The sequence below is a fragment of the Delftia sp. HK171 genome (assembly GCF_001886655.1).
GTDB classification, from domain to species: Bacteria; Pseudomonadota; Gammaproteobacteria; order Burkholderiales; family Burkholderiaceae_C; genus Comamonas; species Comamonas acidovorans.
In genome coordinates, this window is record NZ_CP018101.1 from 310,739 (window position 1) to 335,648 (window position 24,910).

At 64.4% G+C, this 24,910-nt stretch carries 18 protein-coding genes and 1 pseudogene; 6 read left to right on the forward strand and 13 right to left on the reverse strand.

The window, feature by feature from the left end:
- Nucleotides 1–36 precede the first annotated feature (36 nt).
- From BO996_RS01470 to BO996_RS01500, 7 genes are all read right to left on the reverse strand, one after another.
- Entirely contained in the window at nt 37–819 is a 783-nt protein-coding gene (locus BO996_RS01470) for a YoaK family protein (protein ID WP_012202244.1), read from the reverse strand.
- 25 nt (nt 820–844) lie between these two features.
- The gene (glcE, locus tag BO996_RS01475; RefSeq protein WP_071953823.1) at nt 845–2,002 is read right to left on the reverse strand and encodes a glycolate oxidase subunit GlcE; all 1,158 of its coding nucleotides are present in this window, start codon (nt 2,000–2,002) and stop codon (nt 845–847) included.
- A 136-nt stretch (nt 2,003–2,138) separates the two neighbouring features.
- A complete protein-coding gene (locus BO996_RS01480; protein ID WP_013800179.1) occupies nt 2,139–2,450 on the reverse strand; it encodes a helix-turn-helix domain-containing protein in 312 nt (103 codons plus the stop codon).
- Complete coding sequence (locus BO996_RS01485) at nt 2,431–2,814, reverse strand: type II toxin-antitoxin system RelE/ParE family toxin (RefSeq protein WP_071953825.1); 384 nt, start codon at nt 2,812–2,814, stop codon at nt 2,431–2,433. Before BO996_RS01485 ends, BO996_RS01480 begins: the two co-directional genes overlap by 20 nt.
- 197 nt (nt 2,815–3,011) lie before the next feature.
- The gene (gene amt, locus BO996_RS01490) at nt 3,012–4,385 is read right to left on the reverse strand and encodes an ammonium transporter (protein WP_179217977.1); all 1,374 of its coding nucleotides are present in this window, start codon (nt 4,383–4,385) and stop codon (nt 3,012–3,014) included.
- Between the two features lie 31 nt (nt 4,386–4,416).
- Entirely contained in the window at nt 4,417–4,755 is a 339-nt protein-coding gene (locus tag BO996_RS01495) for a P-II family nitrogen regulator (protein ID WP_012202241.1), read from the reverse strand.
- A 23-nt stretch (nt 4,756–4,778) separates the two neighbouring features.
- Nucleotides 4,779–5,510, reverse strand: coding sequence for a TorF family putative porin (locus BO996_RS01500; protein ID WP_013800176.1), 732 nt, complete (start codon nt 5,508–5,510; stop codon nt 4,779–4,781).
- Nucleotides 5,511–5,984: 474 nt separating this feature from the next.
- On the opposite strand from BO996_RS01500, the gene tssI reads away from it, so the two are divergent.
- From tssI to BO996_RS01525, 4 genes and pseudogenes are all read left to right on the forward strand, one after another.
- Entirely contained in the window at nt 5,985–8,333 is a 2,349-nt protein-coding gene (gene tssI, locus BO996_RS01505) for a type VI secretion system Vgr family protein (RefSeq protein ID WP_071953826.1), read from the forward strand.
- Nucleotides 8,334–8,406: 73 nt separating this feature from the next.
- Nucleotides 8,407–13,044: an RHS repeat-associated core domain-containing protein gene (locus BO996_RS01510; protein WP_071953827.1), complete on the forward strand. Its 4,638-nt coding sequence runs from the start codon at nt 8,407–8,409 to the stop codon at nt 13,042–13,044.
- A 503-nt stretch (nt 13,045–13,547) separates the two neighbouring features.
- Nucleotides 13,548–13,874: pseudogene (locus BO996_RS30010) on the forward strand (RHS repeat-associated core domain-containing protein); the annotation flags it as partial.
- A gap of 1,088 nt (nt 13,875–14,962) precedes the next feature.
- Entirely contained in the window at nt 14,963–15,826 is an 864-nt protein-coding gene (locus BO996_RS01525) for a DUF4034 domain-containing protein (RefSeq protein ID WP_043823169.1), read from the forward strand.
- A 68-nt stretch (nt 15,827–15,894) separates the two neighbouring features.
- Here the strand turns inward: BO996_RS01525 and BO996_RS01530 are convergent, their stop codons facing one another.
- On the reverse strand, nt 15,895–17,223 hold the full coding sequence (locus BO996_RS01530) for a sulfatase family protein (RefSeq protein ID WP_071953829.1): 1,329 nt from the start codon (nt 17,221–17,223) through the stop codon (nt 15,895–15,897).
- An 85-nt stretch (nt 17,224–17,308) separates the two neighbouring features.
- Nucleotides 17,309–18,286, reverse strand: coding sequence for a tripartite tricarboxylate transporter substrate binding protein (locus BO996_RS01535; protein ID WP_013800171.1), 978 nt, complete (start codon nt 18,284–18,286; stop codon nt 17,309–17,311).
- A 102-nt stretch (nt 18,287–18,388) separates the two neighbouring features.
- Between BO996_RS01535 and BO996_RS01540 the strand changes: the two genes are divergently transcribed.
- The gene (locus BO996_RS01540; protein WP_071953830.1) at nt 18,389–18,904 is read left to right on the forward strand and encodes a MarR family winged helix-turn-helix transcriptional regulator; all 516 of its coding nucleotides are present in this window, start codon (nt 18,389–18,391) and stop codon (nt 18,902–18,904) included.
- A gap of 58 nt (nt 18,905–18,962) precedes the next feature.
- Nucleotides 18,963–19,946, forward strand: a complete 984-nt coding sequence (locus BO996_RS01545) for an alpha/beta hydrolase (protein ID WP_034397791.1) — start codon at nt 18,963–18,965, stop codon at nt 19,944–19,946.
- A 13-nt stretch (nt 19,947–19,959) separates the two neighbouring features.
- On the opposite strand, the gene aldA is transcribed toward BO996_RS01545, so the two are convergent.
- Genes aldA through BO996_RS01565 form a run of 4 tightly spaced genes read right to left on the reverse strand, consistent with a single transcriptional unit; the run spans nt 19,960 to nt 24,743 of the window.
- On the reverse strand, nt 19,960–21,393 hold the full coding sequence (aldA, locus tag BO996_RS01550) for an aldehyde dehydrogenase (protein ID WP_071953831.1): 1,434 nt from the start codon (nt 21,391–21,393) through the stop codon (nt 19,960–19,962).
- A 16-nt stretch (nt 21,394–21,409) separates the two neighbouring features.
- On the reverse strand, nt 21,410–22,219 hold the full coding sequence (locus BO996_RS01555; RefSeq protein WP_071953832.1) for an HpcH/HpaI aldolase family protein: 810 nt from the start codon (nt 22,217–22,219) through the stop codon (nt 21,410–21,412).
- Between the two features lie 11 nt (nt 22,220–22,230).
- Nucleotides 22,231–23,418, reverse strand: a complete 1,188-nt coding sequence (gene rhmD / locus BO996_RS01560) for an L-rhamnonate dehydratase (protein WP_016452099.1) — start codon at nt 23,416–23,418, stop codon at nt 22,231–22,233.
- Between the two features lie 29 nt (nt 23,419–23,447).
- Nucleotides 23,448–24,743: an MFS transporter gene (locus BO996_RS01565; protein ID WP_071953834.1), complete on the reverse strand. Its 1,296-nt coding sequence runs from the start codon at nt 24,741–24,743 to the stop codon at nt 23,448–23,450.
- Between the last annotated feature and the right edge of the window lie 167 nt (nt 24,744–24,910).

Sequence of the window (24,910 nt, forward strand, 5' to 3'; positions counted from 1 at the left end):
CGGGGAACGGTCAGGCACGGCAGCCGGACGCGGCGGTCACGCGCGAGGCGCGGCCCGCCGGCCCAGCAGCAGGGGCAGCCGCGCACGGTCGGCCCACAGCGGCGGCAGCGACAGCAGGCACAGCACCACGGCCAGCGGCACGACGAAGACAAAGCCCAGGTGCCGGAAACCCAGCGCACCCGCAATGCCGCCCAGCAGGAACATGGACAGCAGCCCTGCGAACAGCCGCAGCCGCACATGGTTGGCGTGGACCCGGTGCTCGGGCGGGCTGCCATGGCGATTCCAGTAAAGGGCTCGGCCCAGCTCCATGCCCAAGTCGGTGATCACGCCCGTCATGTGCGTGGTGCGGATCTGCGAGGACGACATCTTGGTCACCGTGGCGTTCTGCAACCCCATGATGAAGGACAGCAGCAGCACGGCCAGCGGCACGGCGAACGGCGTGGGCCAGGCCAGCATGGCCGCGCCCAGCACGCCGAAGAGCAGCATCAGCGCGGCTTCCAGCAGCAGCGGCAGCGCATAGCTGCTGCGCAGCCGGTGGTGGCGCGCCCAGTTGACCAGCAGCGACGTCGCGGCCGCGCCGCACAGAAAGGCCAGCAGCGCGCCGCAGGCACTGAGCACCAGCGCCGTATTGCCCAGCACGAGGTTGTCGGCCAGCAGCGAGACAAAGCCCGTCATGTGCGAGGTATAGGAGTGCACCAGCAAAAAGCCGCCCGCATTCACCGCACCCGCGTTGAAGGCCAGCAGCAGGCCCAGCGTGCGGTTGCTGGCCACCGTGCGGTGCCGGTCCGTGAGCAGGTGCAGGTGGTGGCGCATGCGCATGGGCGGAGCCAGGCGTTGGCCCGGCCTACCAGGCGGCGGCCAGCCGGCCGCGGTTGAAGATGCCCGCAGGATCGAAGGCCTGCTTGAGCCGCGCATGCAGCGCGGCCGTGGCATCGGCCGCCTGGGCGTCGAAATCGGGCTCGGCGCCGGGCTGGTCTGCGGCATCGGAGCGGAACAAGGTGGCCGATCCGCCGGCTGTTTTTGCCAGCGCGCGCAGCGCATGGCCCAGCGCACGCGGCGCCTGTACCCAGCGCAGTGCGCCGTGCCATTCGATCAGCAGCCCCGTGCAGCCGTCCGGCAGCGTCAGGGCCGGAGCCGTCTGCGGCACGGACAGGCGCCACAGCGCATGGCCCGGCGCACGTGCGGTGAACCAGGGCAGCTGCTGCTCGCGGCAGGCCTGCCAGTCGGCAGCAGCATGCACAGGGTCCATGCGCTGCACACGCTCGCCACCCAGGCGCTCGCAGGCCGCCTGCACGGCGGCACGCGCGCCGCGCAGGCGCAGGTACAGCACGCCCTGGGCTGCGCCGTCTTCCTGCAGCCAGCAACTGGCATTGAGCGGCAGCGGCTGCCCGCCCCAGGCATTGAGCCAGTCCAGCGCCTGCTGCTGGCTGCATGCGAAGCGCAGCGTGGCCTCGGCCGGCGCCACGGGCAGCACCTTGAGGCTGACCTCGGTGATCAGGCCCAGCGCGCCCCAGGAGCCCGCCATCAGCCGCGAGACGTCGTAGCCCGCCACGTTCTTCATGACCTGCCCGCCGTAGCGCAGCAGCTCGCCCTGGCCGTTGATCATCTCCAGCCCCAGCACGAAGTCACGCACGGCGCCCACGCTGGCACGCGAAGGCCCGGACAGGCCGGCCGCCACCATGCCACCCACGGTGGCGCGGCCCGCGTCTTGGCCATCGAAATGCGGAGGCTCGAAGGCCAGGCACTGGCCCTGTGCCGCGAGCAGGGCCTCGACCTCGGCCAGCGGCGTGCCGGCGCGCACGGTCACGACCAGCTCGCTGGGCTCGTAGCTGACCACGCCGGCCAGCGCCCGCGTGTCCAGCAGCTCGCCCTGCAGGGCCAGGCCGTGAAAATCCTTGGTGCCGCCGCCGCGTATGCGCAGCGGCGTGGCGTCGGCCGCAGCAGCGCGCACGCGCTGGGCGATCTGGAGGAGGTGGCTTTGGGCTGAATCCATGGCCTGCATCGTAGCGGCTGGGCCCTTTTGCGCCTCGGTGCGGACCCGTGAATTTTTTGAACGGTGCGCTTGAAGTTCTGCGGGCGGCGCAAAACACCCTCACCCAAAAGGCAAAGGCAGACGCCGGATCAGCCGCCTGCGCCCCTCATCGGAGAGGCTCGAAAGGATGGACCTGGATGTCGGCGTCGGGAAACGAGGCGACCAGCCTCAGCTCGCCGCCCAGCGCACGGACGTACTCGCGCAGCGTGCTCACGTACATGTCCTCGCGGCGCTCCAGCTTGGAGATGGATGCTTGCTCCACGTTCATGGCCCTGGCCACTTCGACCTGTGTCACGTTGCGGGCCTTGCGCAATTCCTGGAGCTGCATTTCCACCAGCATGGCCTCGGCCCGCGCGGCGGCCCGGGACTGTGCCTCAGGCGACATCCTGGCGCGCAGTTCACTGAATTTCCTGGCCATCGATTCGTCCTTCCTTTTGCAGGGTTTCGAGGTGGGTGTCGTACAGCCGGTCGGCAATGGGCACGTGCACCTCATACCAGCGGCCGTCGCCCGTTTTGTCGCCGCCGATCAGCAAGATTGCGCAGCGGCGCGGATCGAACGCGTAAAGCAGCCGGTAAGGCCGTCCCTCATGTTGCACACGAAGCTCACGCATGTGCGGATGCCTGGAACTCCCGATGCCGGACGTATGGGGATATCCGAGATTCGGCCCTCTTGCCTCCAGCAGACGTACCGATGCGTCGATGGACTCCTGCTCGGCCTGCGTCAGATCAGCCCACCAGTCGCCAAGCTCGTCGGTGTACTCCACCTCCCAGGGCTGGGTCATTATTCCCTCCAGAATATATTCCGTCAATGGCATATAAGCCAAAGATCCGTCTTATAACGGAGCTCACCATAAGGCGGTTGGCGTGCAGCAGGCCTCCTGATTTCCTCAGCCGCTGAAGGGCGTTTGCGGCGCGGCAATGAAAAAAGGCCCCGGTGCAAGCACCGAGGCCAATCCGCAATGAACTCCCTGGAAACCGATCAGCGGTAGTACGCCACCTCGCCGTGCGTGGTGATGTCCAGACCCTGGCGTTCGGACTCTTCGCTGACGCGCAGGCCGACGACCAGGTCGCAGATCTTGTAGGAGATGCCAGCCACCACGCCGGACCAGACGATGGTCAGCAGCACGCTCTTGACCTGCACCCACACTTGATGGCCCATGTTGAAGTCTGCGGGCTCGATGCCGCCCAGGCTGGAGGCGCAGAACACGCCGGTCAGGATGGCACCCAGGATGCCGCCCACACCGTGCACGCCGAACACGTCGCAGACGTCATCGACCTTGAGCACCTTCTTGAGGCCCGACACACCCCACAGGCAGACGGGACCGGCGATCAGGCCCATGACGATGGCGCCCATGGGGCCCACCAGGCCGGCCGCCGGGGTGATGACCACCAGGCCGCCCACGGCGCCCGAGGCAGCGCCCAGCATCGAGGCCTTGCCCTTGTGCAGGGCTTCGGCGGCCAGCCAGGAGATGGTGGCGGCGCCCGTGGCGACGATGGTGTTGATGAAGGCCAGGCCGGCAATGCCGTTGGCAGCACCTGCCGAGCCGGCGTTGAAGCCGAACCAGCCCACCCACAGCAGCGAGGCACCGACCATGGTCAGCGTCAGGCTGTGCGGAGGCAGTGCCTCGCGGCCGAAGCCGATGCGCTTGCCCAGCATGTAGGAGCCCACCAGACCGGCGATACCGGCGTTGATGTGCACCACGGTGCCGCCGGCGAAGTCCAGCGCGCCGTCCTTGCCCAGCAGGCCGCCACCCCAGACCATGTGGGCCATGGGGATGTAGCTGAAGGTGAACCACAGCACCGAGAACAGGATCACGGCCGAGAACTTGATGCGCTCGGCGAAGGCGCCGACGATCAGGGCCACGGTGATGGCGGCGAACGTGGACTGGAAGGCCACGAACACGTACTCGGGAATGGTCGGCAGCGCGCCGGCCAGCGTGTCGGGTGCAATGCCCTTGAGGAAGATCTTGCTGAAGCCGCCGAAGAAGTTGCCTTCGCCGGCAAAGGTCAGCGAGTAGCCGTAGACGGCCCACAGCAGCGTGATCAGCGAGAAGATCACGAAGACTTGGCAGAGCACGGACAGCATGTTCTTCGTGCGCACCAGGCCGCCGTAGAACAGTGCCAGGCCCGGGATCACCATCAGGATCACCAGCATGGTCGAGGTCAGCATCCAGGCCGTGTCACCGGCGCTGAGTGCGGGGGCCGGCGCCTCGGCTGCGGCCGCAGCGGCGGGGGCTGCTGCAGCGGCTGCATCGGCAACGGCTGCAGCGGCGGCGGGCTCCTGTGCCAGGGCAGCGGCGCCTGCGGCCAGCAGGCCCAGCCCCAGGCCCATGGAAAGAAGTCGTTTGGTCATGGCAGTCTTTCGGGAAACGAGGGGTTGAAACTCACAGTGCGCTGTCGCCGGTCTCGCCGGTCCGGATGCGGACGGCCTGCTCGATGGGCAGCACGAAGATCTTGCCGTCACCGATCTTGCCGGTGCGCGCAGCGGCCTCGATGGCATCGATCACCTGGTCCACCAGCGCGTCGGGCACGGCGGCCTCCAGGCGCAGCTTGGGCAGGAAATCGACCACGTATTCCGCGCCGCGATACAGCTCGGTATGGCCCTTTTGGCGGCCGAAGCCCTTGACTTCGGTCACGGTGATGCCCTGCACGCCGATGTCGGAGAGCGCCTCGCGCACCTCGTCGAGCTTGAAGGGCTTGATGATGGCGGTCACCAGTTTCATGATGCTTTGCTCCTCAGGTCCGGTTACAGGGTCTTGGTCAGCGTCACGATCAGGCGCGCCTTGTTGACGTCACCGAAGTACGACTTCTTGTTCGCACCCGTCACGGCCGCGCCCAGCGACACGCCGTCGCCGAAATCGTAGGCACCGCCCACGCTGTAGTCCATATAGTTGGGCACGCCCAGGCCCTTGATGTCGCTGGCAAAGCGGGTGAAGCCCAGCGATGCCTTGACCGTCACCTTGGGCATCACTTCCTGCGTGAAGCCCAGCCACAGGTAGCCGGTGTTGCGGCCCGACAGTCCCGAGCCGGCCTTCTCGCCAGCCCAGCCGAAGTAGTCCTTGGACACGGTGTGCGAGTACTTGGCCGTGAACGGTCCATAGGTGGCCGCGCCATACAGCTCAGTGGTGTTGCCACTGGAATTGCCAGAGTACAGGTACTGCAGCGCGCCGAAGTCCAGGTCCACCTCGCCGGCCTTGAACTTGTAGCCGCCGTAGAAATCGGTTTCCAGCGAATTGCGGGGGAGCCAGTCCACGCTGGAGTTCCAGTTGCCGATGTACCAGCCGCTGTCGCCGAAGGTGTAGTCGAAACCGCCCTGCAGGGCAGGCTTGACGGCCTTGTTGCGTCCCGTGTCCTGGTCCTGTCCGCGGAACTTGTAGTTCGTCGTCAGGGACACATTGGCCGTGAGCTGGGCGTGGGCCCAGAGCGGAGCGATGGCGACACAGGCGATGGCGAGCGACTTGAGGCTGGCACGGGACATGGGATCCTCCGGTTTGAAAAATTTCGTGACAACCGGGTTAAGCACGGACCGTGCCAGTCTTTTGATGCCGGGGCGTGCGCCTTTCCGGCTCCCCAATGCGGCGCTGCAACACACAGCGATGCACCGGCTTTGTGCAAAAAATGTGCACCGATGCGGCGATAGCGGGCACTCACATGGCGCATCATCAAAAATGCACCAAGATAGTGCATATCACACTGCAATCCTGCTTGCACTGCCCTGAGAGGCCCGGTATTGCTAGAACGCACTGTAAGCAGGAACTCTCAAAACGCCTGTATCGGGGTATTCCGATATCGATGATTTTCCAAATAAACACCACCTTGCATCCCAGATAAGGCAATTGCTTACATTTACAGGATGTATCTGGCCCTGCATTTGATTGCCCTATGGCCATCGGCTTGTCTATGATCCCCGCTCACCAAGAGCAGGGAGGCCGCCCCCAGGGCGGCGCGCACTATGACACGCCGAGTCACCATACACACGCCATTGGGCGAGCAGCTGCATTTCCGTGAATTGCGCGGCCAGGAAAACATCAGCCAGCTCTTCAGCCTCGATGTGGAAATGCTCAGCGAAAGCGAAAGCATCGATCCCAAGGCCCTATTGGGCAAAAACGCCACCATAGAAATAGAAACCCAGGGCGGCGGCAGGCGCTTCATCGACGGCATCGTCACCCGCTTTGGCATGCAGGGCCAGGACCACCGCCACTACGCCTACAAGGCGCGCCTGAGCCCCTGGCTGTGGCTGGCCACGCGCAAGAGCGACTTTCGCATCTTCCAGAACCAGACCGTGCCCGACATCATCGAGCAGGTATTGGGCGTCTATGGCCATCCCCTGCAAAAGAAACTCACGCGTGCCTATCGCAGTTGGGACTACTGCGTTCAATACAACGAAAGCGATTGCGACTTTGTCTCGCGATTGATGGAGCACGAAGGCATTTACTACTTCTTCGAGCATGCCTCGGGCCAGCACACCCTGGTGCTGTGCGACGACATCATTGCCTCGCACAGCATATTGCCCGGGGGCGCCTCCATTCCCTTTTATCCCCCGGAAAAGGCCGCCGCAGGCGATCAGGAAAACATCCACGCCTGGCATCTGGAGCAGGAAATCAAACCGGGCCGCCATTACAGCGACGACTACGACTTCAAGAAACCCCGGGCCGACCTCACCCACCTGCGGCGCGACCCACCGGGCCACGCCCATGACGGCCACGAAATCTACGAATGGCCGGGCGGCTACACCCAGTTGAGCGACGGCGAGGACTACATCCGCGTGCGCCTGAAGGAAAGCCTCACGGGCCAAAGCCGGGTGCGGGGCCAGTCCTGCCACCGGGCGCTGGCCACGGGCTACACCTTCAGCCTCTACAACTACCCGCGCGGCGACCAGAACCAGCAGTACCTGATCACGGGCCTGAGCTACCACTTGAAGGAGAATCCCCGCGTCAGTGCCGTGGCCCCGGGCGCCAAGGGCAGCGCCGCGGAAGACGGCTCCTTCCAGCGCTACGAGTTGCAGGCCCAGCCCACGAGTCTTGCCTACACGCCCGCGCGTACCACGCCCAAGCCCCGCACCACGGGCCCGCAGACCGCCGTCGTCGTGGGCCCGGCCGGAGAAGAAATCTGGACCGACGAATACGGCCGCATCAAGGTGCAGTTCCACTGGGACCGGCTGGGCGGCATGAACGAGAACTCCAGCTGCTGGATCCGCGTGGCCACGAACTGGGCAGGCCCGGGGTTCGGGGCCATCTCCATTCCGCGCATCGGGCATGAAGTCGTCGTCGACTTCCTCAATGGCGACCCGGACTACCCGCTGGTCACGGGCTGCGTCTACAACGCGGCCAACATGCCGCCCTGGGCGCTGCCGGCCAACGCCACGCAATCGGGCATCAAGACCAGATCGAGCAAGGGCGGTGCCGCAGGCGCGGGCATGAAGAACGGCCCGGGCGACGCCAACGCCATCCGCTTCGAGGACAAGGCCGGGCAAGAGCAGCTGTGGCTGCACGCGCAAAAGGACCAGCTCACCGAGGTCGAGAACGACGAGGACAAATGGGTCGGCAACGACCGGCGCAAGACGGTGGACCGTGACGAGACCAACGTCATTCACCGCGACCGCACCGAAACCGTGGACCGCGACGAGACCATCACCGTGCACAACAACCGCACGGAACGCGTGGACCACAACGAGAAGATCAGCATCGGCGACAACCGCAATGAGGATGTCGGCATCGACGAGACCATCTCCATCGGCAAGAACCGCAGCAAGACCATCGGCAAGACCGAGACCGACAAGATAGGCCAGAACTGGCACGTCACGGTGGGCCTGCTCAAGACCCAGACCATAGGCATGGCCTACATGCAGAACGTGGGTGTGATGAAGATGATGAACATCGGCGTCAACTACATGGAGAACATCGGCGTGGCCATGCAGACCACGGTCGGCATGAGCCAGAACCTCACCGTGGGGCAGGAGCGCCAGGTCAAGGTCGGCAGCAAGCAAAGCACGGAAGTGGGCTCGCAGTACTCGCTGACCGTGGGCGGTGGTGGTGGCGCGGGAGGCGGAGCCGGTGGCGGCATGGCCATGAACATCACGGCGCCCGGTGGCGGTGGCGGTGGCGGTGGCGGCGGCAGCGGTGGGGGCGGAGGCGGCAAGGCCTCCCAGCTCACCATGGATGGGCAAAGCATTGAGCTCAACGCCGCCAAGATCCGGCTCGAAGCCCAGCAGGAAATCCTGCTGACCTGCGGTGAAAGCACCATCCGCATCACGCCCGGCGACATCCAGATTCTCTCGCCCACGGACCGGCTCAACTGCTGAAGGCAGACAGCCCGTACCGCGTTCCCCGTATCCGCATTCCCGTTCTCCCCCATCTCTCCAGGAGCAGCCTCGCATGAGTGGCAAACCCGCAGCCCGCATCACCGACAGCGTCGTCAAGGGCAAGATCGTCACCGGCTCGCTCACCGTGCTCATCGGCAGCCAGGGGGGCCTGGCCTGCTCCGTCTGCCCGGACGGCATCACCGTCGGATCCCCTGTGAACCCCCAGCTCGGCGCCAAGGTCCTGCGGGGCGCACAAGACCTGGACTTCGCCCTGCCATCGGCTGCGCTGCCTGTGGCCTGGCAGCGCCAGTACAGCAGCTACGTCAACCCCGAGCACGGCGCTGCCTGCGGCCTGCTGGGCCATGGCTGGCACCTGCTGCAGGAGCTCAGCATCCGCCTGCAGGAAGAGTCCACCTTGCTGCTGGATGCCAGCGGCCGCGTCATCACCTTCGACCAGCCTCTGGTGCCGGGCGGCCAGCTGCACAGTGCCAGCGAAGACATCTGGCTGCTGCGCGGCGGCAGCACGGAGCCGGACGGCGGCACAGCGCCTTGGGCTGCGAACCCGCGCTGGAGCCATGTGGAACAGGCACTGGTGCGCAACCCGCAAGCCATCCTTGCGGTCAGCGGCGATGGCGACACGCTCTGGGGCTTTGGCCCTGCGCCCGGTGAACCTGCCCGGGATTGCGCACAGAGTCCCTGGCGCCTCATGGCCCAGATCGACCGCTTCGGGCGCCGCCAGCTCTACCATTACAGCGACGGCACCACACCCGAGGCCGGCCACAGTGCCGGCAAAGAGGCTGTGCCCGCAGGCCGCCTGGTCTCGCTGAGCGACGGCACAGGCCGGCGCTACCGGCTGCTGCACCAGCGCATCCATGGCGGCAGGGATGCGCTGGGTTTGTGGGGCGCCGACGACGGCTGGCGGGTCACAGGCGTGGACCTCACACAGGACCCGTTGCACCCTGTGTCCACCCCCATCGCCCTCGTGCGCTACGGCTACAGCAGCGCAGGCGACCTCATCACCGTCCACGACCGCGCAGGCCAGCTCGTGCGCGAATTCGAATGGGACCACCACCGCATCAGCGCCCACCGCCATGCCAGCGGACCCTGGCACCGCTACCGCTACGAGAGCGCCCAGCCCGGTGCCCGCGTCATCGAGCACAGCAACCAGGAAGGGCTCAGCTACCGCTTCGACTACCTGTCCCAGCCCCCGGGCCCGGACGGCCAGCCGCGTGCCGCCACCCGCGTCAGCGACAGCCTGGATCGCATCGAGACCTACTACTTTGAAGGCGCAGCGGGCCTGTCGCGCCTCATCGCCCACCACAAGGCCGACGGCAGCCGCTGGCTGCAGGCCTACGACAGCTTCGGCCGCCTGGCCTCGCGCACCGACCCGCTGGGTCGCAGCGTCCACCTCAGGCGTGATGGCCAGGGCCGGCTCATTGGCGTGCAACTGCCCGACGGGCGCAGCACCCAGCAGGAACACGACGAAGCCACCGGCCGCCTGCTGCAAAGCACTGACACCGCAGGGGCCACCACCGGCTACCAATACGACAGCTGGGGCCGTCTCACCCAGATCACCCAGGCCGATGGCAGCACCGAGCGCTACCACTACCCCGACCCCCAGGAAGCGCCGCTCACCTGCGACAGCCCCCGGCGCATCGAAGACGCCCAGGGCGGCAGCAAACAGCTGGCCTGGAGCGACGCGGGCCAACTGCTCAGCTACACCGACTGCTCGGGCCACAGCACGCACTACCACTACGACCGCTGGGGGGCGCTCATCGAAGTGGACAACGCCCTGGGCCAGCGCCAACGCCACCAGCGCGACGGCCAGGGCCGCATCGTGGCCAGCGAACTGCCCAACGGCCAGATCGAGCGCTACCACTACGACAGCGCAGGCCACCTCACGCGCATCGATCCGGCCCAGCCTGCCGGCACCTCCAGCGAAACCCAGACCGCCGACTCCAGCATCCACCTGCGCTACGACCTCTGGGGCAGGCTGGTCCAGCGAACACATGGCGGCCTCACCCTGGCCTTCGAATACGACAGCGCAGGCCGCCTCCTGCGCCTCGTCAACGAAAACGGAGCGCAAAGCCGCTTTGCCTGGGACGCGCTGGACCGGCTCGTGCAGGAAGAAGGGTTTGACCAACGGCTGCAGCGCTACCGCTGGGACGCAGCAGGCCAGCTCATGGAAGCCACGGACGGCAACGCCGCACAGCAAACCAGCAGCCACTACCGCTGGGACGAAGGCGGGCGCCTCGCCGAACGGCAGTTGCCCGCCACGCCCCATGCGCCCGCACAAACCCACCGCTACGAATGGGATGCGGCCGGGCGCCTCACGGCGGCCAGCGTCTGGCAACACAGCACCGCAGACAACGACAACGGCCTCAACGCCCAACTGCAAAGCCGCATAGCACTGGAGCGCGACGCCCTGGGCCGCATCACCGCAGAAGTGCAACAGCTGTACCGGCTTGGCAAGGACGGGGGCGGCAACGGGGGCGCAGAGCAGATCGAATACGAACACCGCATCGCCCACACCCTGGACGCGCTGGGCACACGCCAGCACAGCCAGCTGCAAGGCCTGGGAGAGATCGCCTGGCTCACCTACGGCTCAGGCCATGTGCACGGACTGCAGCTCAACGGAGCCAGCCTCATCGACTTCGAGCGCGACAGCCTGCACCGCGAAGTCCGCCGCAGCCTGCACCCGCCCACCCCTGCAGCAGATGCACACAACCCCCTGCAGATGCAACGCCAATGGGACAGCCTGGGCCGCCTCACGGCCCTGGGCACCACGGGCCTGCAAGCGCTGCAGCACACTGACCTGACAGACACCGGCGCCCAGGTCCACACCCTCATAGGCCAGATCCTCGGCCGTCGCTACCACTACGACAGCCTGGGCCAGCTCGTTGCCATCGAACAGGCCGGCGCCCCGGGCCAGGCCGCGCAACTGCTGCGCTACGGCTACGACAGCGCCGGGCGCCTGAGAGCGGCCACCGACAGCCAGGACCCCCAGACCACCACCCGCTGGCAGATCGACCCCGCAGGCAACCGCCTGCCAGCACCCGGTGCAGCCGGTGCATCGGGCCAGACGAACACCCAGGACAACTGGGCCGCCCAGGTCCACGCCCACTGGCGGCACACCGACTTCAACCTCATGGGCCTGGGCCACCTTGCAGGCCAGCGGCAAGGCCCCGTGCAGCGCTGGGAAGACAACCGCATCGGCTTCACTGAAGACCGCGTCTGGCGCTACGACCCCTGCGGCAACCGCATCGCGCAAATGCAGGCGGACCACAGCCAGCAGCAACTGCACTACGACGGAGCGCACCAGCTCATCGCCGTGCGCAGCAGCCAGATCCAGGGCAACGCAGAGCAACTGCGCCACCACAGCCGCTACACCTACGACGCCCTGGGCCGCAGGCTCAAGCAGCAAGTGGAAAGCGCGGACTCCACAGAATCCACCCGCACCCACTACTACGGCTGGGACGGCGACCGCCTCATCCACACCGAACGCCAGCAGCATGGCGACGACACCCGCCACATAGAACACACCATCTACGAACCGGGCAGCTTCACCCCCCTGGTGCGCCTGAGCACCACGGCCAGCGGCGACCCCCAAGACGAGCCCCACCTGCTGGTGCAAGCCATCACCGCAGGCCTGCCCGACCAGGACGACCCCAACCACACGCCGGCCCTGGCCCTGATGCAAACCATGCTCAGCGCCATGCCGCGCGACATGCAGCAAGACGCCGCCCGCCACCTGCGCCACACCCTGGAGCACGGCCTGCCGCCCGGCGCCCAGGCCATGCTGGGCGAACAGGCAGACAGCACCACGAGCCTGCTCAGCGGCATGCAGGCCAAGTTGCAGGAACAGGAAAAAGAACAGCACGCCCGCATCGCCATCCACCACTACCACTGCGACCACCTGGGCACGCCCATGGCCCTGACGGACCAGACCGGCCAGGTGGCCTGGGCCGCCAAGCTGGATCCCTGGGGCAATGTGCTGCAGGAGTACAACCCGCAAGGCATCCACCAGGCGATCCGGCTGCCGGGGCAGCACCATGACAGGGAAACGGGGCTGTATTACAACCGGCATCGGTATTACGATCCGGTGGTGGGCAGTTATATCAATCAGGATCCGATTGGGTTGAATGGAGGAACGAACATATCAGTGTATGCGCCAGATCCATTGCAATGGATTGATCCACTGGGATTAGTGAGGTGGGCTGATGCAGTGAATAATGGGTTAGGAATTTTAGGGAACGCGGGCGGTGCAATCGTTGGCGGCGCCTTGCTGGCGGCACCAGAACCAACCCTGGTAACAAAAGTGGCTGGATCTGCCGTGCTTTCAAAATCTGTATATGGTTTTGGTGCAAGCTGGTATGGATTTACAAGAGCCTTGAGCGATGACCCAAGCTACGATATACCGAGCGATCAATCTTCATTGCCTCGTGCACTCGTTTGTGCTGCTGGATGCAATGATGCAGGCAGAGGGGTTGCAGATGTGATGGATTTAAGTTTGGATTTAGCTGTTGGAAAGATTCCAGTTAATAATAAAATAAAACTACCAATAAAATGGGGCATGGATGTGGACCCACCATGGAAACAGCCTGTCAGCAGTATGTTCACTCCCCGGCAAAACACTGCTCTGGATGTATTGCAAGGAGCGACTGCTGCGCAAAGCATGATGAACTCCGGGTCGTCCATTTGCAAGAAATAGAAATCAATGAAAATAGACCATAAATCATCTTTAGTGCATTTTGAAAAATATTCAGATATATACGCTGGACTTGTATCTATTCTGATGAATTTAATGTTAGTTATTAATTTATTCGAGAATAGTGTAAGTTTATTATTTAGTTTCTTGTTTTACATTTTTTGTGGATTGTATATATTTGGCGCAGGCTCAAGGGAACTAAGAAGAAAAAATACTAGAGGTTATTTCATTTTCTTTTTATTCTATTTAATTCCGTATTTTTTCTCTGGTGTATTTTGTTTATATTTTGCATTATTTAATAATGCTTAAAAACCGCGAATAATTCAAAATATCAATAAGCGTGCAATGATATTTTTATTCAAGTAGTAGCAAAATATGCCTGCACTACACCCAGAATCGTAGCTGCAGACACCTTGGCCCTGCTGGGGCTAGCAGTTCCAATGTGCCACGCACATTCATGCAATATATGTAGATGCAACTGCAGAGAAAAAAGAGAACAGCAATAGCGCATCGCCATCTATCACTACCGCTGCGACCACCTGGGCACACCCATGGCCCTGACCGACCAGACCGGCCAGGTGACCTAGGCCGCCAAGCTGGACCCCTGGGGCAATGTGCTGCAGGAGTACAACCCGCAGGGCATCCACCAGGCGATCCGGCTGCCGGGGCAGCACCATGACAGGGAAACGGGGCTGTATTACAACCGGCATCGGTATTACGATCCGGTGCTGGGGAGTTATATCAATCAGGACCCGATTGGTTTGATGGGTGGATGGAACTTATCTGGATATTCAGAAGGTTCTCCCTTGAATTATTTCGATCCAGTCGGACTCGCCACAAAGGAGCAAGTTGATACAGCGGTTAACGTGCTGAAGGGGCAATTCCCCGAAATACTAAAAACACCGAAATCAGTTACTGGCGTTGTAGGTTTATCTGGAACGCTTGGGCAAGTTCTTGCCGGCAGAACAGATCTTAGTGGGAATATTCAATACAACGCAGATATTTATGGCGAAGACGGCGTTTCCATGTGTGATAGTAAATTAGATGATTTTCTTCAAACAATGGCGCATGAAATGCAGCATTTAAACGAGAGTGTTTTTGATAGAATTGGATTAAGTACGGGTCAGCTACTGAACAGGATTTCGCCAAAATTTTCTAGCATCGAAGATATTATTGACCATAATGCAGATATTATGTATCAATCCACCATAAATAAATACAAAAGCATTATAAATGGTGAAAAATAAATTGATTATTAGAGTAATGATATATATAGCTCTAGCATTGTGTATATTATTATTATTGATACTTGGAGATTTTAGCCGTGGAATATAAATAAACTTCGTAATCAATGATATTGCAGATGGAACAAAATAAATTACGTTTTCCTATAAAAATAGGGCATGCCTACTGGAAAAATTTGCATTTCCCCTAGGACATAGAAATGAATATACAAAAAAAAGGGGCAAGCAATTTTACTTCAGGCTTTGTTGGATGAAATAAGAGGCAGTGGCATTATTTACATCAACAGCAAAGACAAGTCAGTTAGAAGAAAAATTTCCGAGGATTTGAAAAATATCCAGATTCATCTGCTACTGAGTAAAAAGCCCTTTACTCCAGGAGCGAGCAGGGGAAAGATGTTCTTTTTTCGAACATGCCCACGCATGGCAGGATGACCATGCAAACTCCGGATGAATCGCAGTCATACAGTTGCTTTGAGAAAATTTATTATCAGAATAATGCTCAATAAATTTCCCAAATAATCTCATTGCAGCGTTATTATAAAGATTTTTTATGGATTTCAACATTTACTATTTAATGATGAACTTTTATTGAAAGGAGTTTTCTGGAAATAATCAAATATATTTGTCAATTTATTCTGGCAATTCTGAATAACACATTCCATTTCCAAGAGGGACACATGACCGCAAAAACCACCCAAACCCTGATCCGCATCCTGCTCGCCACCCTGTCTCTCTCCGCAGCCACTGCCACCTACGCCGCGCAGTGCCCGCTGATTCCCGATGGCAATGCCACTCTGGAAGAGTCCGAGAGAGCTGCACTGCTCAGCGAGTTCAAGTTCGAGGCGCTGGACAAGGAGCTGGCCCGCAAGCACAAGAAGAATCTTTCTTCCTCGGGCGGGGACTTGTTGACCATGCGGGAGCTGCTGGGACTGCAGCAACTGAGCCTGCAAGAAGAGAACGTGATGCGCATGTGGGCGGATCAGCAGCCCAAGTCGTTCTTTGCCCAGCTCAATGCGGGCCTCTATTACGGCAACAAGGCATTTGGCGCCCGCGGCAACGCGCCGGCTTCCAGTGTGACGGGCAGCCAGTGGAACAGTGTCAAGCAGCTCAGCGCGAAGGCCCAGCCGTATCTGCAAAAGGCCATGGCGCTGGATGCCCGCTCGGCCTTGCCGCAGACGATGCTGATTGGATTGGCCGCGATGGAAAACCAGGTGGGAGGGCGTACTGCGGCGCAGTGGCTGCAGGCGGCCGATCAGGCCGATCCCAAGAACCTGGCGGCCCGCGTCAATGCCCTCAATTACCTGAGCCCGCGCTGGGGCGGGTCCTTGGAGGGCCTGGACCAAATGGTGACACAGGCCGTGAAGTCGCTGCCATCGACCAGCGCCGGCTATCTCCAATACAACCTGGTGCTTGCCAAGGCCAGCCATTACGAAGTCGTCGAGAAGGACAAGAGCAAGGCCCAGGCCCTCTACAAACAGGCCAAGGACATGTGCGACAACTCGGAGGCCGCACGGGCGGGCATGGTCAGGACGTACCAGTAATCAGGAAAAAAGGCAGGCCCAAAGGCCTGCCTTGTTTTCTCGCCCACAGCCTGCGGGCACACACACCCTCAAAACGTCGCCGAAGGCAGATCCTGCCGACTGAACACCAGCGACACCTTGGCTTCTTCCGGAATGGGCGGCAGTGAAGCATCCCATTGCTGCCAGGCCTGGCGCAGTTCAGCCAGGCGCTGGAGCTCGCGGTCGCGCAGGTTGGCGCGTTCGCGCGGGTCCTGGGCCACGTTGAAGAGGTATTCCACGCCTTCGATCTGCAGGTATTTCCAGTCGCCGCGCACCAGGGCGCGCTGGGCGCGGTGCTTCATGCGCCAGCACAGGTCGCGCTCGGGGTTCCAGGCGCCATCGTCCATCAGGGGCAGCAGGCTGATGCCGTCCAGCGGGTAGTCGGCGTGGCCGTGCACGCCGGCGGCGGCCAGGAAGGTGGCTGACCAGTCCATGGTGAGATTGGGCGTATCGCTGACGATGCCCGCCGGCATGCGCTCGGGCCAGCGCGCCACCAGGGGCACGCGGATGCCGCCTTCGAGCAGGTCCATCTTCTGGCCGATGAAGGGCCAGTTGTTGGAGAAGCGTTCGCCGCCGTTGTCGCTGGTGAAGACGATGAGCGTGTTCTCGGCCATGCCCTTTTTCTCGAGCGCGTCCAGCACCCAGCCAATGCCTTCGTCCATGTGGTGGATCATGCGCTGGTAGGTCTCGATGGTGCCGCCGTCGGTGTGCTTGCCGAAGCCGCCGATGCGCCGCGACTCCTCCAGGTCGTCGCGCGTGAGCCAGGGCCAGTGCGGGGCGCTGTAGTGCAGGGACAGGTAGAAGGGCTTGTCGGCGGTCTGGCGCTCGACGAAGTCCACGGCGCGGCGGCTCAGCAGGTCGGTGAGGTAGCCCTCTTCCTCGTGCGGCTCCTCGTTGATCCAGAAGTCGGGGCGGCCGCGCGGGTCGCAGTGGGCGAAGTAGTCGGCGCCGCCTGCGTGAAAGCCGTAGAACTCCTCGTAGCCCGACATGCGCGGGCCGAAATGCGGCGGGTAGCCCAAGTGCCATTTGCCGACCAGGGCGGTGGCGTAGCCGGCGTCGCGCAGCAGCGAGGCCACGGTGGGGTGGTCGGGCGGCAGGCCCAGCACCTTGTCGCCGTGGACGCTGGCGATCGGCTCCTCGGCCGCGCCGCGCAGGCGGTACTGCCAGCGGCCCGTGGCCAGCGCAAAGCGCGTGGGCGAGCACACGGCCGAGTTGGAATAGCCGCGCGTGAAGCGCATGCCCTGCGCGGCCATGGCGTCCAGGCGGGGCGAGACATCGGTGGCGCGGCTGTGCGCATCGCGCGCGCCCGTGCAGCCGAGGTCGGCATAGCCGAGGTCATCGGCCAGGATGAAGATCAGATTGGGGCGCTGGGTTGCCATGGGAGCCAGGAGACAGTGGATGCGTTGGGAAAGGGAGTATCGCCAAAACGGCGGTGCCTTAGGGCCACAGGCCCTAGTGGCGGCTTCAGTCGTTGGTCAGGTGGATGCGCTTGACCAGGGCGGCCCACTGCGCGGACTGGCCCTTGGCGCGCGCCTGGGCCTCGGCCACGGTGGAGCCGACCATCTCGATGTCCAGGGCCTTGGCGCGCTCCTTTTGCTCGGGCGCGCGGATGGCCTCGTTCATGGCATCGACAAAGCGCTTTTGCACGGCGGGCGGAACGCCCTTGGGCGCGGCCAGCAGGATCCAGAAGGTGCCGTCGAACTCGGGGAAGCCCGACTCGGCAATGGTGGGCAGCTCGGGCGCCAGCGCCGAGCGCGTCTTGCCCGAGGTGGCCAGGGCGATCAGCTTGCCGCTCTGGACCTGGGGGAAGACCGTGGGGCCGGCCAGAAAGCCGCAGTCCACCTGGCCGCCCAGCAGGTCCTGCATGGCCGGCGCCGGTCCCTTGTAGGGTACGTGAACCATCTTGGCGCCCGAGGTGGCCAGCAGCGATTCCATGACCAGGTGGCCCGGCGAGCCCGCGCCGCCCGAGGCATAGGTCAACTCGCGCGTCTTGCTGGCGGCCACCATGTCCTTGACGGACTTGAAGCCCGTGCCCGGGCCGCACACCAGGGTCTGCGAGAAGCGCGCAGCCACGACCAGGGTTTCCAGCGCATCGGCCTTGTAGCCCATGTTCTTGTAGACATGGGGGTTGACGGTGAGCACGGGGTCCATGGCCCACAGCCAGGTGTAGCCATCGGGCGCGGAGCGTGCGACCTCGGCCGCGCCGATGTTGCCGTTGGCGCCGGGCTTGTTGTCCACCACCACGGCCTGGCCCAGCGCCGCCTGCATGGCGGCGGCCACGGGGCGCAGCGAGATGTCGGAGGGGCCGGCCGGCGGATTGGGCACGACGATGCGGATGGGCCTGGCCTTGGGCCATTCCTGGGCCAGGGCGGGCGCCGCGCACAGCACGGCGGCGGTCAGGGCCACGGCGGCACGCGCCAGGGCTGCGAGGGGGCTGGGCATACTTGTCTCCTTGTCGTTGTCTTGCGGCCAATGTACGCAGGCCGCAGACAATGCATCTAATCCATCATCCCTAGCGTAAACCCGAAACCGGCCCGCGAGCCCATGACCGACCTCCACCGCTGGCGCCACCCCGCCGTGCTCGACGACATGTTCCTCTACCACTTGGCGCGGCTGCAGGCGGCCGCTGGCAGCCGTGTGGTGCGCCTGTGCGAGGGCCGCTACGGCATCACGCGGCGCGAGTGGCGCATGGTCTGCCTGCTGGCCGAGGCCGGGCAGCTGCAGCCCTCGCAGCTGGCCGAGCAGGCGCAGCTGGACCGCACGCGCACCTCGCGCGCGGTCACGGCGCTGCTGGCCAAGGGGCTGTTGTGGAAAGAGAGCCAGTTGGGCGATGCGCGCCGCGCGCTGCTGCGCCTGAGCGACACGGGCCGCGCCCTGCATGCCGAGCTGTTCCCGCAGGTGCAGGCCATCAACCGCGAGCTCATGGACGCCGTGCCCGAGCCCGAGCTGCAGGCCATGGCCAGCGCCTTTGCCCGCATCCGCACGCGGGCGCGGGAGCTGGAGGCCAGCAGCCCGCCGCCCAAGGCGCCGCGCAACCGCAAGCGCACGGCTTCGACCTGACAGGGCCGACAGACAAGCATGCTCCAATGGCACGCAAATCAACTCTGCGGCCTTTCCCATGAAAGCTCTACTCCTCGGCCTGGCGGCCGCCATCTGCGCAAGTACCACCATGGCCGCACCGGCCACGGCCGTCCTTGGCGAAAAGCCGCTGCAGGCAACGGGGCCACTTGACCCACTGCGGGGAGTTCTGCTGACGCCGAGCCAAAGCGCGCCGCCGGTCGTACTGATCGTCCCCGGCTCAGGCCCCACTGACCGCAACGGCAACAGCCCGTTCGGCCTCAAAGCCTCGACCTACCAACTGCTCGCACAGGAACTGGCCACCCAGGGCATTGCCACCGTACGCATCGACAAACGTGGCATGTTCGAAAGCTACAAGGCCGTGGAGGACCCCAATGCCGTGACCATCCAGGCCTATGCCGAAGATGTGCATCACTGGGTGGACGCCATCCGCAGCGAGACCGGTGCCCAATGCGTCTGGGTGCTGGGACACAGTGAAGGTGGACTGGTCGCCCTGGAGGCTGGCCAGGGCCGCTCCGATATCTGCGGACTGATATTGGTAGCAGCTCCTGGTCGCCCAATGGGGCAGACGCTTCGGGAACAGCTCAAGGAAGACCCCGCCAATGCACCGATCCTGGACCAGGCGTTACCGGTCATCGATGCTCTGGAAGCAGGCAGGCGCGTGGATACCCGCCAGATGGACAGGCCGCTCAACACCATGTTCCATGCCAGCGTACAAGGCTTTCTCATCAACACCTTCGCGCTGGACCCCGCTCGCCTGATAGCGGGCTATTCCAAACCCGTGCTCATCATTCAAGGTGAGCGCGACCTGCAGATCAAACCAAAGGATGCTCAGCGTCTGGCCAAGGCTGCACCGAACGCCAAGCTTGTGCTGTTGCCCGCCACCAACCATGTGCTCAAGAAGGTGGAGACCAACGATCGCGCTGCCAATCTTGCAACCTATGACAAGGAGGGGCTGCCGCTAGTGCCCGGGGTTTCCAGCACCATTGCCAGGTTCATAACGTCAGCCACCGTGAAGCGATAGGCGAACCGTTGGCTCACCCCTGCAGGTACACCACATGCGTGTGCGTGTACTCGTACAGGCCGTGCTTGCCGTCGGCCCCGCCCACGCCGGACTTGCGCACGCCCGCGTGGAAGCCCTGCATGGCCTCGAAGTTCTCGCGGTTGATGTAGGTCTCGCCGAAGTCGATCTCGCGCATGGCCTGCATGGCCTTGGACAGGTCGCGCGTGTAAAGCGACGAGGTCAGGCCGTATTCGCAGTCGTTGGCCAGGGCGATGGCCTCGTCCAGGTCCTCCACCACCTGGATGGGCAGCACGGGGCCGAAGATTTCCTTGCGCATGATCTCCATGCCCGCATGGCAGCCGGCCAGCACCGTGGGCTGGAAGTGAAAGCCCGCGCCCAGGTCTGCGGCCTGCCCGCCCGTGACCAGTTGCGCGCCGTCGGCGATGGCCTGGCGCACCTTGGCCTGCACGCTGTCCAGGCCCTTCTGGTTGATCAGCGGGCCCATTTCCACGTCGGGCCGCGCAATCGGGTCGCCATAGCGCGTGGCGGCCATGGCCTGGGCGATGCGGGCCGTGAACTCGTCGGCCACCTGGCGCTGCACGTAGACGCGTTCGGCGCAGTTGCAGACCTGGCCGGTGTTGATGATGCGCGAGTCGCGGATGGCGCGCACGGCCAGGTCCAGGTCGGCATCGGCCAGCACGATGGCCGGGGCCTTGCCGCCCAGCTCCAGGTTGAGCTTGGTGATGTGGGGCGCGGAGGCTGCGGCGATGCGCTCGCCCGTGGCCACGCTGCCCGTGAAGCTGACCATGTCCACGCCTGCATGGCCGGCCAGCGCAGCGCCCGTGCCGCCCTGGCCATAGACCACGTTGAACACGCCGGCCGGCAGCTCGCACTGGGCCAGCAGCTCGGTGAAGGCATGGCAGTTGATGGGCGTTTCCTCGCTGGGCTTGATGACGATGGTGTTGCCCGTGAGCAGGGCCGGCGCCATCTTGCGGGCGATCAGGAAGAAGGGAAAGTTCCAGGGCAGGATGCCCGCGACCACGCCCAGCGGCTTGCGCAGCAAAAAGATCTGCTCGTTGGCCCGGTCGCTGGTGATGACCTCGCCCTCGATGCGGCGCGCCCATTCGGCCATGTAGTCCAGGTAGTCGGCGGTGAAGTTCACCTCGACCTCGGCCAGGCCCAGGGTCTTGCCCTGCTCCTCGGTGATGGTGCGCGCAATGCGCGCGGCGTTGTCGCGGATGCGGGCCGCCACGCGGCGCAGGTACTGCGCGCGCTCCACGGCCGGGCGGCGCGCCCAGGCCCTGTGGGCGCCGCGCGCGGCGGCGATGGCGCGGTCCACATCGGCCTGGCTGGACAGGGGCGAGCGCGCCAGCACCGCGCCCGTGGCGGGGTTGGTCACCTCATGCAGTTCGGCGCTGTCGGTGAAGCTGCCGGCGATGAAATTGCGCAGCACGGTAGGGGATGCCATGGAGTTCTCCTTGGGTTCAGTAGGTGCGGGATGCAGGGGCCGCCTGGTCCGTGGCTTGCGTGGCGCGATAGCGCCCCAGATTGGCCAGCGCAGCCTGGCGCAGCAGGCTGATGTCAATGCCCACGGCGATGAAGCGGCAGCCCCAGTCCGCATAGCGGCGCGCATCTTCCTCGCGCGGCGCGAGGATGCCGCAGGCCTTGCCGGCGGCCAGCGTGGCCTGGACGGTGCGGCGTATGGCGTCCTGCACCTCGCCCTGGCTGGCGTCGCCCGCATGGCCCATGCCCGTGGACAGGTCGGCGGGACCGATGAAGACGGCGTCCACGCCATCGACGGCCGCAATCTCGGCCGCATGGGCCACGCCCCGGGGCGACTCGATCTGCACGATCAGGCACAGCTGTTCATGCGCCGTGCGGATGTAGTCGGGCACGGCATCCCAGCGCGTGGCCCGCGTCAGGCCGCCGCCCACGCCGCGCACGCCGTGGGGTGGGTAGCGCATGGCGCGCACCAGTTCGCGCGCCTGTTCGGCCGTCTCCACCATGGGCACCATCAGCGTCTGCACGCCCACGTCCAGCAGCTGCTTGATGAGCACGGTGTCGCCCTGCACGGCACGCACCACCGGGTGCGTGGCGTAGGGCGCCACGGCCTGCAGCTGGCCCAGCAGCGTGGGCACGGTGTTGGGGGCATGCTCGCCATCGACCAGCATCCAGTCGTAGCCCGTGGTGGCGATGATCTCGGCCGCGTAGGGCGTGGCAAGGCCGGCCCAGATGCCGTACAGCGGCTCGGCGCTCCGCAGCGCGGCCTTGAAGGGGTTGGCAGGCAGTTGCATGGCGGGCTCCTTCAGTGCGTGTACGGGCGGTGCAAGGCGCACTCGGGATTGAGCTCCACGCCGAAGCCAGGCCTGTCCAGCGCCGACAGGCGCATGCGGCCGTTGACGGGCACGGGCTCGCCCAGCAGTTGCGGATGGAACATGGGCACGACCTCGTCGGCCTTGGGGGCCATCATCAGGAACTCGGCAAACGGGCTGTTGTGGCGCGTGGCCACGAAGTGGTAGCTGTAGACGCTGGAGCCATGCGGGATGACCAGGGCCTGGTGGGCATCGGCCAGGGCCGAGATCTTGAGCAGCTCGGTGATGCCGCCGCACCAGCCCACGTCGGGCTGGATGATGTCGCAGCAGCCCATCTCCAGCAGCTGGCGAAAGCCCCAGCGCGTGGCCTCGTGCTCGCCCGTGGTCACCAGCATGCCAGTGGGCACGTTCTTGCGCAGGGCCGCGTAGCCCCAGTAGTCGTCGGGCGGCAGGGCCTCCTCGATCCACTTGAGGCCATGGGCCTGCGCACCCTGGGCCAGGCGCGTGGCGTAGTTCACGTCCAGGCTCATCCAGCAGTCCAGCATGAGCCAGAAGTCCGGGCCCACGCGCTCGCGCATGGTGGCCAGCTCCTGCAGGTTGCGGCGCAGGCCCTCCTCCCCTTCGGCCGGGCCGTGGTGCAGCGGCATCTTGCCGCCGATGAAGCCCATCTTCTGCGCCAGGTCGGGCCGCGCCCCCGTGGCGTAGAACTGCAGCTCATCGCGCACGGCGCCGCCCAGCAGCTGGTGCACGGGCTCGCCGCGCACCTTGCCGAGCAGGTCCCACAGCGCCAGGTCCACGCCCGAGATGGTGTTGATGACGATGCCCTTGCGGCCGTAGTACAGCGTGGACAGGTACATCTGGTCCCAGATGCGCTCGATGTCGGTGACCCGGGCGCCTTCGAGAAAGCGGGCCAGGTGCTTTTCGACGATGTAGGCCGCAGGCTCGCCGCCCGTGGTCACGGCAAAGCCCACGCGTCCGGCGCTGTCCTCGATCTCCACCACCAGCGTGCCCAGCACGTTGATGCCGAAGCTGCGGCGGCTTTGCCGGTACTCGGGGTACTTGGCCATGGGCGTGGCGATGTGGTCGTCGATCCAGTGGCCGTCGGACTGGTCGTGGTAGTCGGCGCCGCCGCCCTTGAGCGTGAAGGCGCGCACCTGCTTGATGGTGGGGATCTGTGTCATGGGATGGTTCTGCTCCGTGTGCAAGGGGTTCAGGCGGCCGACGGTGCGGCCAGGCCCGGCGCCAGGCGTGCGCGCACGCCCAGCACCAGGGCCGCAGCCAGCAGCGTGGTGCCGGCCAGCAGGTACAGGCCGGCCGCCGGGGAGTGGAAAAAGCCCTCGGCCCAGTTCTTGACGATGGGGGCGATGAAGCCGCCCACGGCGCCGAGGGAGTTGATGAAGGCGATGCCGCCAGCGGCCGCAGCGCCGGCCAGCGTGTTGGCGGGAAAGGTCCAGAACACGGGCTGCACGGCGATGAAACCGGCCGCCGCCAGGCACAGCGCGGCCACACCCAGCAGGGGGCTGGAGAAACTCACCGATGCAGCCATGCCCACGGCAGCCATCACCAGCGTCAGGCTGGCGATGCCGCGCGGCTGGCCTGTTCGCTCGGCATGGCCCGGAATCCACCAGGCGGCCAGCAGCGCGCACAGCCAGGGAATGGCCGAGACCACGCCCACCAGCAGGCCCACCTTGGTGCCCAGCAGGCCCGCCACCTGGCTGGGCAGGTAGAACACCACGCCATAGACGCTGGCCTGGATCAGCAGGTAGATCAGCGCCAGGTAGAGCACGCGCGGCTGGCACAGCGCGGCCAGCAGGCTGTGGCCGTGGCTGCCCTTGGCCCGCTCTTCGCTGTCGAGAATGTCCTGCAGCAGCGCCTTGTCCTCGCGGCTGAGCCAGGTGGCGTCGGCGGGGCGGTTGTCCAGGTGGAAATACGCCCAGATACCCACGGCCACGGCCATCAGCCCCTCCACCGCGAACAGCCACTGCCAGCCGTGCCAGCCGCCCATGCCGTCCAGCTCCAGCAGCAGGCCCGACAGCGGGCTGCCGAAAATGAAGGCCAGCGGCGCGCCGAAGTAGAAAAAGCCCATGGCCTGCGCGCGGTGCGCTGCCGGGAACCAGTAGGTCAGGTACAGGATGACGCCGGGGAAGAACCCCGCCTCGGCCACGCCCAGCAAAAAGCGCAGCACGTAGAACGTGGTCTGGTCGTGGGCGAACATCATGGCCGCCGACACCAGGCCCCAGGTGACCATGATCCGGCACATCCACATGCGGGCGCCCACGCGGTGCATGATCAGGTTGCTGGGCACCTCCAGCAGCGCATAGCCTGCGAAGAACACGCCCGCGCCAAAGGCGAAGGCCGCATCGCTGATGCCGGTGTCGGCCTGGAAAGCCACCTTGGCAAAGCCCACGTTGGCCCGGTCCAGGAAGGCCATGATGTACATGAGCAGAAGAAAGGGCAGCAGGCGCCAGGAGATCCTGGCGAGCAGGGGAGCGGGGAGTTTTTTCATGACGGTCCTGAAGGCGATGGAGAGCCGTCACGCCCGCAAAAATGGGGGCGCTGAAGGCGTGCTTTTTCGGAAGGCGAGAGGCGGCTGCGGCTTGGTGCCGGTCGCATCAGCGCGTCATGAAACAGGCGATGGGCTGTGCATGTCTTGTCTCCTGGATTGGGTCTGTT

What these genes read in the sequence shown, in the direction of transcription:
- BO996_RS01495 (WP_012202241.1), bottom strand. Translation starts at nt 4,755, where the DNA reads ATGAAACTGGTGACCGCCATCATCAAGCCCTTCAAGCTCGACGAGGTG.
- tssI (WP_071953826.1), top strand. Translation starts at nt 5,985, where the DNA reads ATGACACGCCGAGTCACCATACACACGCCATTGGGCGAGCAGCTGCAT.
- BO996_RS01530 (WP_071953829.1), bottom strand. Translation starts at nt 17,223, where the DNA reads ATGGCAACCCAGCGCCCCAATCTGATCTTCATCCTGGCCGATGACCTC.
- BO996_RS01545 (WP_034397791.1), top strand. Translation starts at nt 18,963, where the DNA reads ATGAAAGCTCTACTCCTCGGCCTGGCGGCCGCCATCTGCGCAAGTACC.
- BO996_RS01565 (WP_071953834.1), bottom strand. Translation starts at nt 24,743, where the DNA reads ATGAAAAAACTCCCCGCTCCCCTGCTCGCCAGGATCTCCTGGCGCCTG.
- BO996_RS01485 (WP_071953825.1), bottom strand. Translation starts at nt 2,814, where the DNA reads ATGACCCAGCCCTGGGAGGTGGAGTACACCGACGAGCTTGGCGACTGG.
- BO996_RS01500 (WP_013800176.1), bottom strand. Translation starts at nt 5,510, where the DNA reads ATGTCCCGTGCCAGCCTCAAGTCGCTCGCCATCGCCTGTGTCGCCATC.
- BO996_RS01525 (WP_043823169.1), top strand. Translation starts at nt 14,963, where the DNA reads ATGACCGCAAAAACCACCCAAACCCTGATCCGCATCCTGCTCGCCACC.
- BO996_RS01555 (WP_071953832.1), bottom strand. Translation starts at nt 22,219, where the DNA reads ATGCAACTGCCTGCCAACCCCTTCAAGGCCGCGCTGCGGAGCGCCGAG.
- aldA (WP_071953831.1), bottom strand. Translation starts at nt 21,393, where the DNA reads ATGGCATCCCCTACCGTGCTGCGCAATTTCATCGCCGGCAGCTTCACC.
- glcE (WP_071953823.1), bottom strand. Translation starts at nt 2,002, where the DNA reads ATGCAGGCCATGGATTCAGCCCAAAGCCACCTCCTCCAGATCGCCCAG.
- BO996_RS01510 (WP_071953827.1), top strand. Translation starts at nt 8,407, where the DNA reads ATGAGTGGCAAACCCGCAGCCCGCATCACCGACAGCGTCGTCAAGGGC.
- BO996_RS01470 (WP_012202244.1), bottom strand. Translation starts at nt 819, where the DNA reads ATGCGCATGCGCCACCACCTGCACCTGCTCACGGACCGGCACCGCACG.
- rhmD (WP_016452099.1), bottom strand. Translation starts at nt 23,418, where the DNA reads ATGACACAGATCCCCACCATCAAGCAGGTGCGCGCCTTCACGCTCAAG.
- amt (WP_179217977.1), bottom strand. Translation starts at nt 4,385, where the DNA reads ATGACCAAACGACTTCTTTCCATGGGCCTGGGGCTGGGCCTGCTGGCC.
- BO996_RS01535 (WP_013800171.1), bottom strand. Translation starts at nt 18,286, where the DNA reads ATGCCCAGCCCCCTCGCAGCCCTGGCGCGTGCCGCCGTGGCCCTGACC.
- BO996_RS01480 (WP_013800179.1), bottom strand. Translation starts at nt 2,450, where the DNA reads ATGGCCAGGAAATTCAGTGAACTGCGCGCCAGGATGTCGCCTGAGGCA.
- BO996_RS01540 (WP_071953830.1), top strand. Translation starts at nt 18,389, where the DNA reads ATGACCGACCTCCACCGCTGGCGCCACCCCGCCGTGCTCGACGACATG.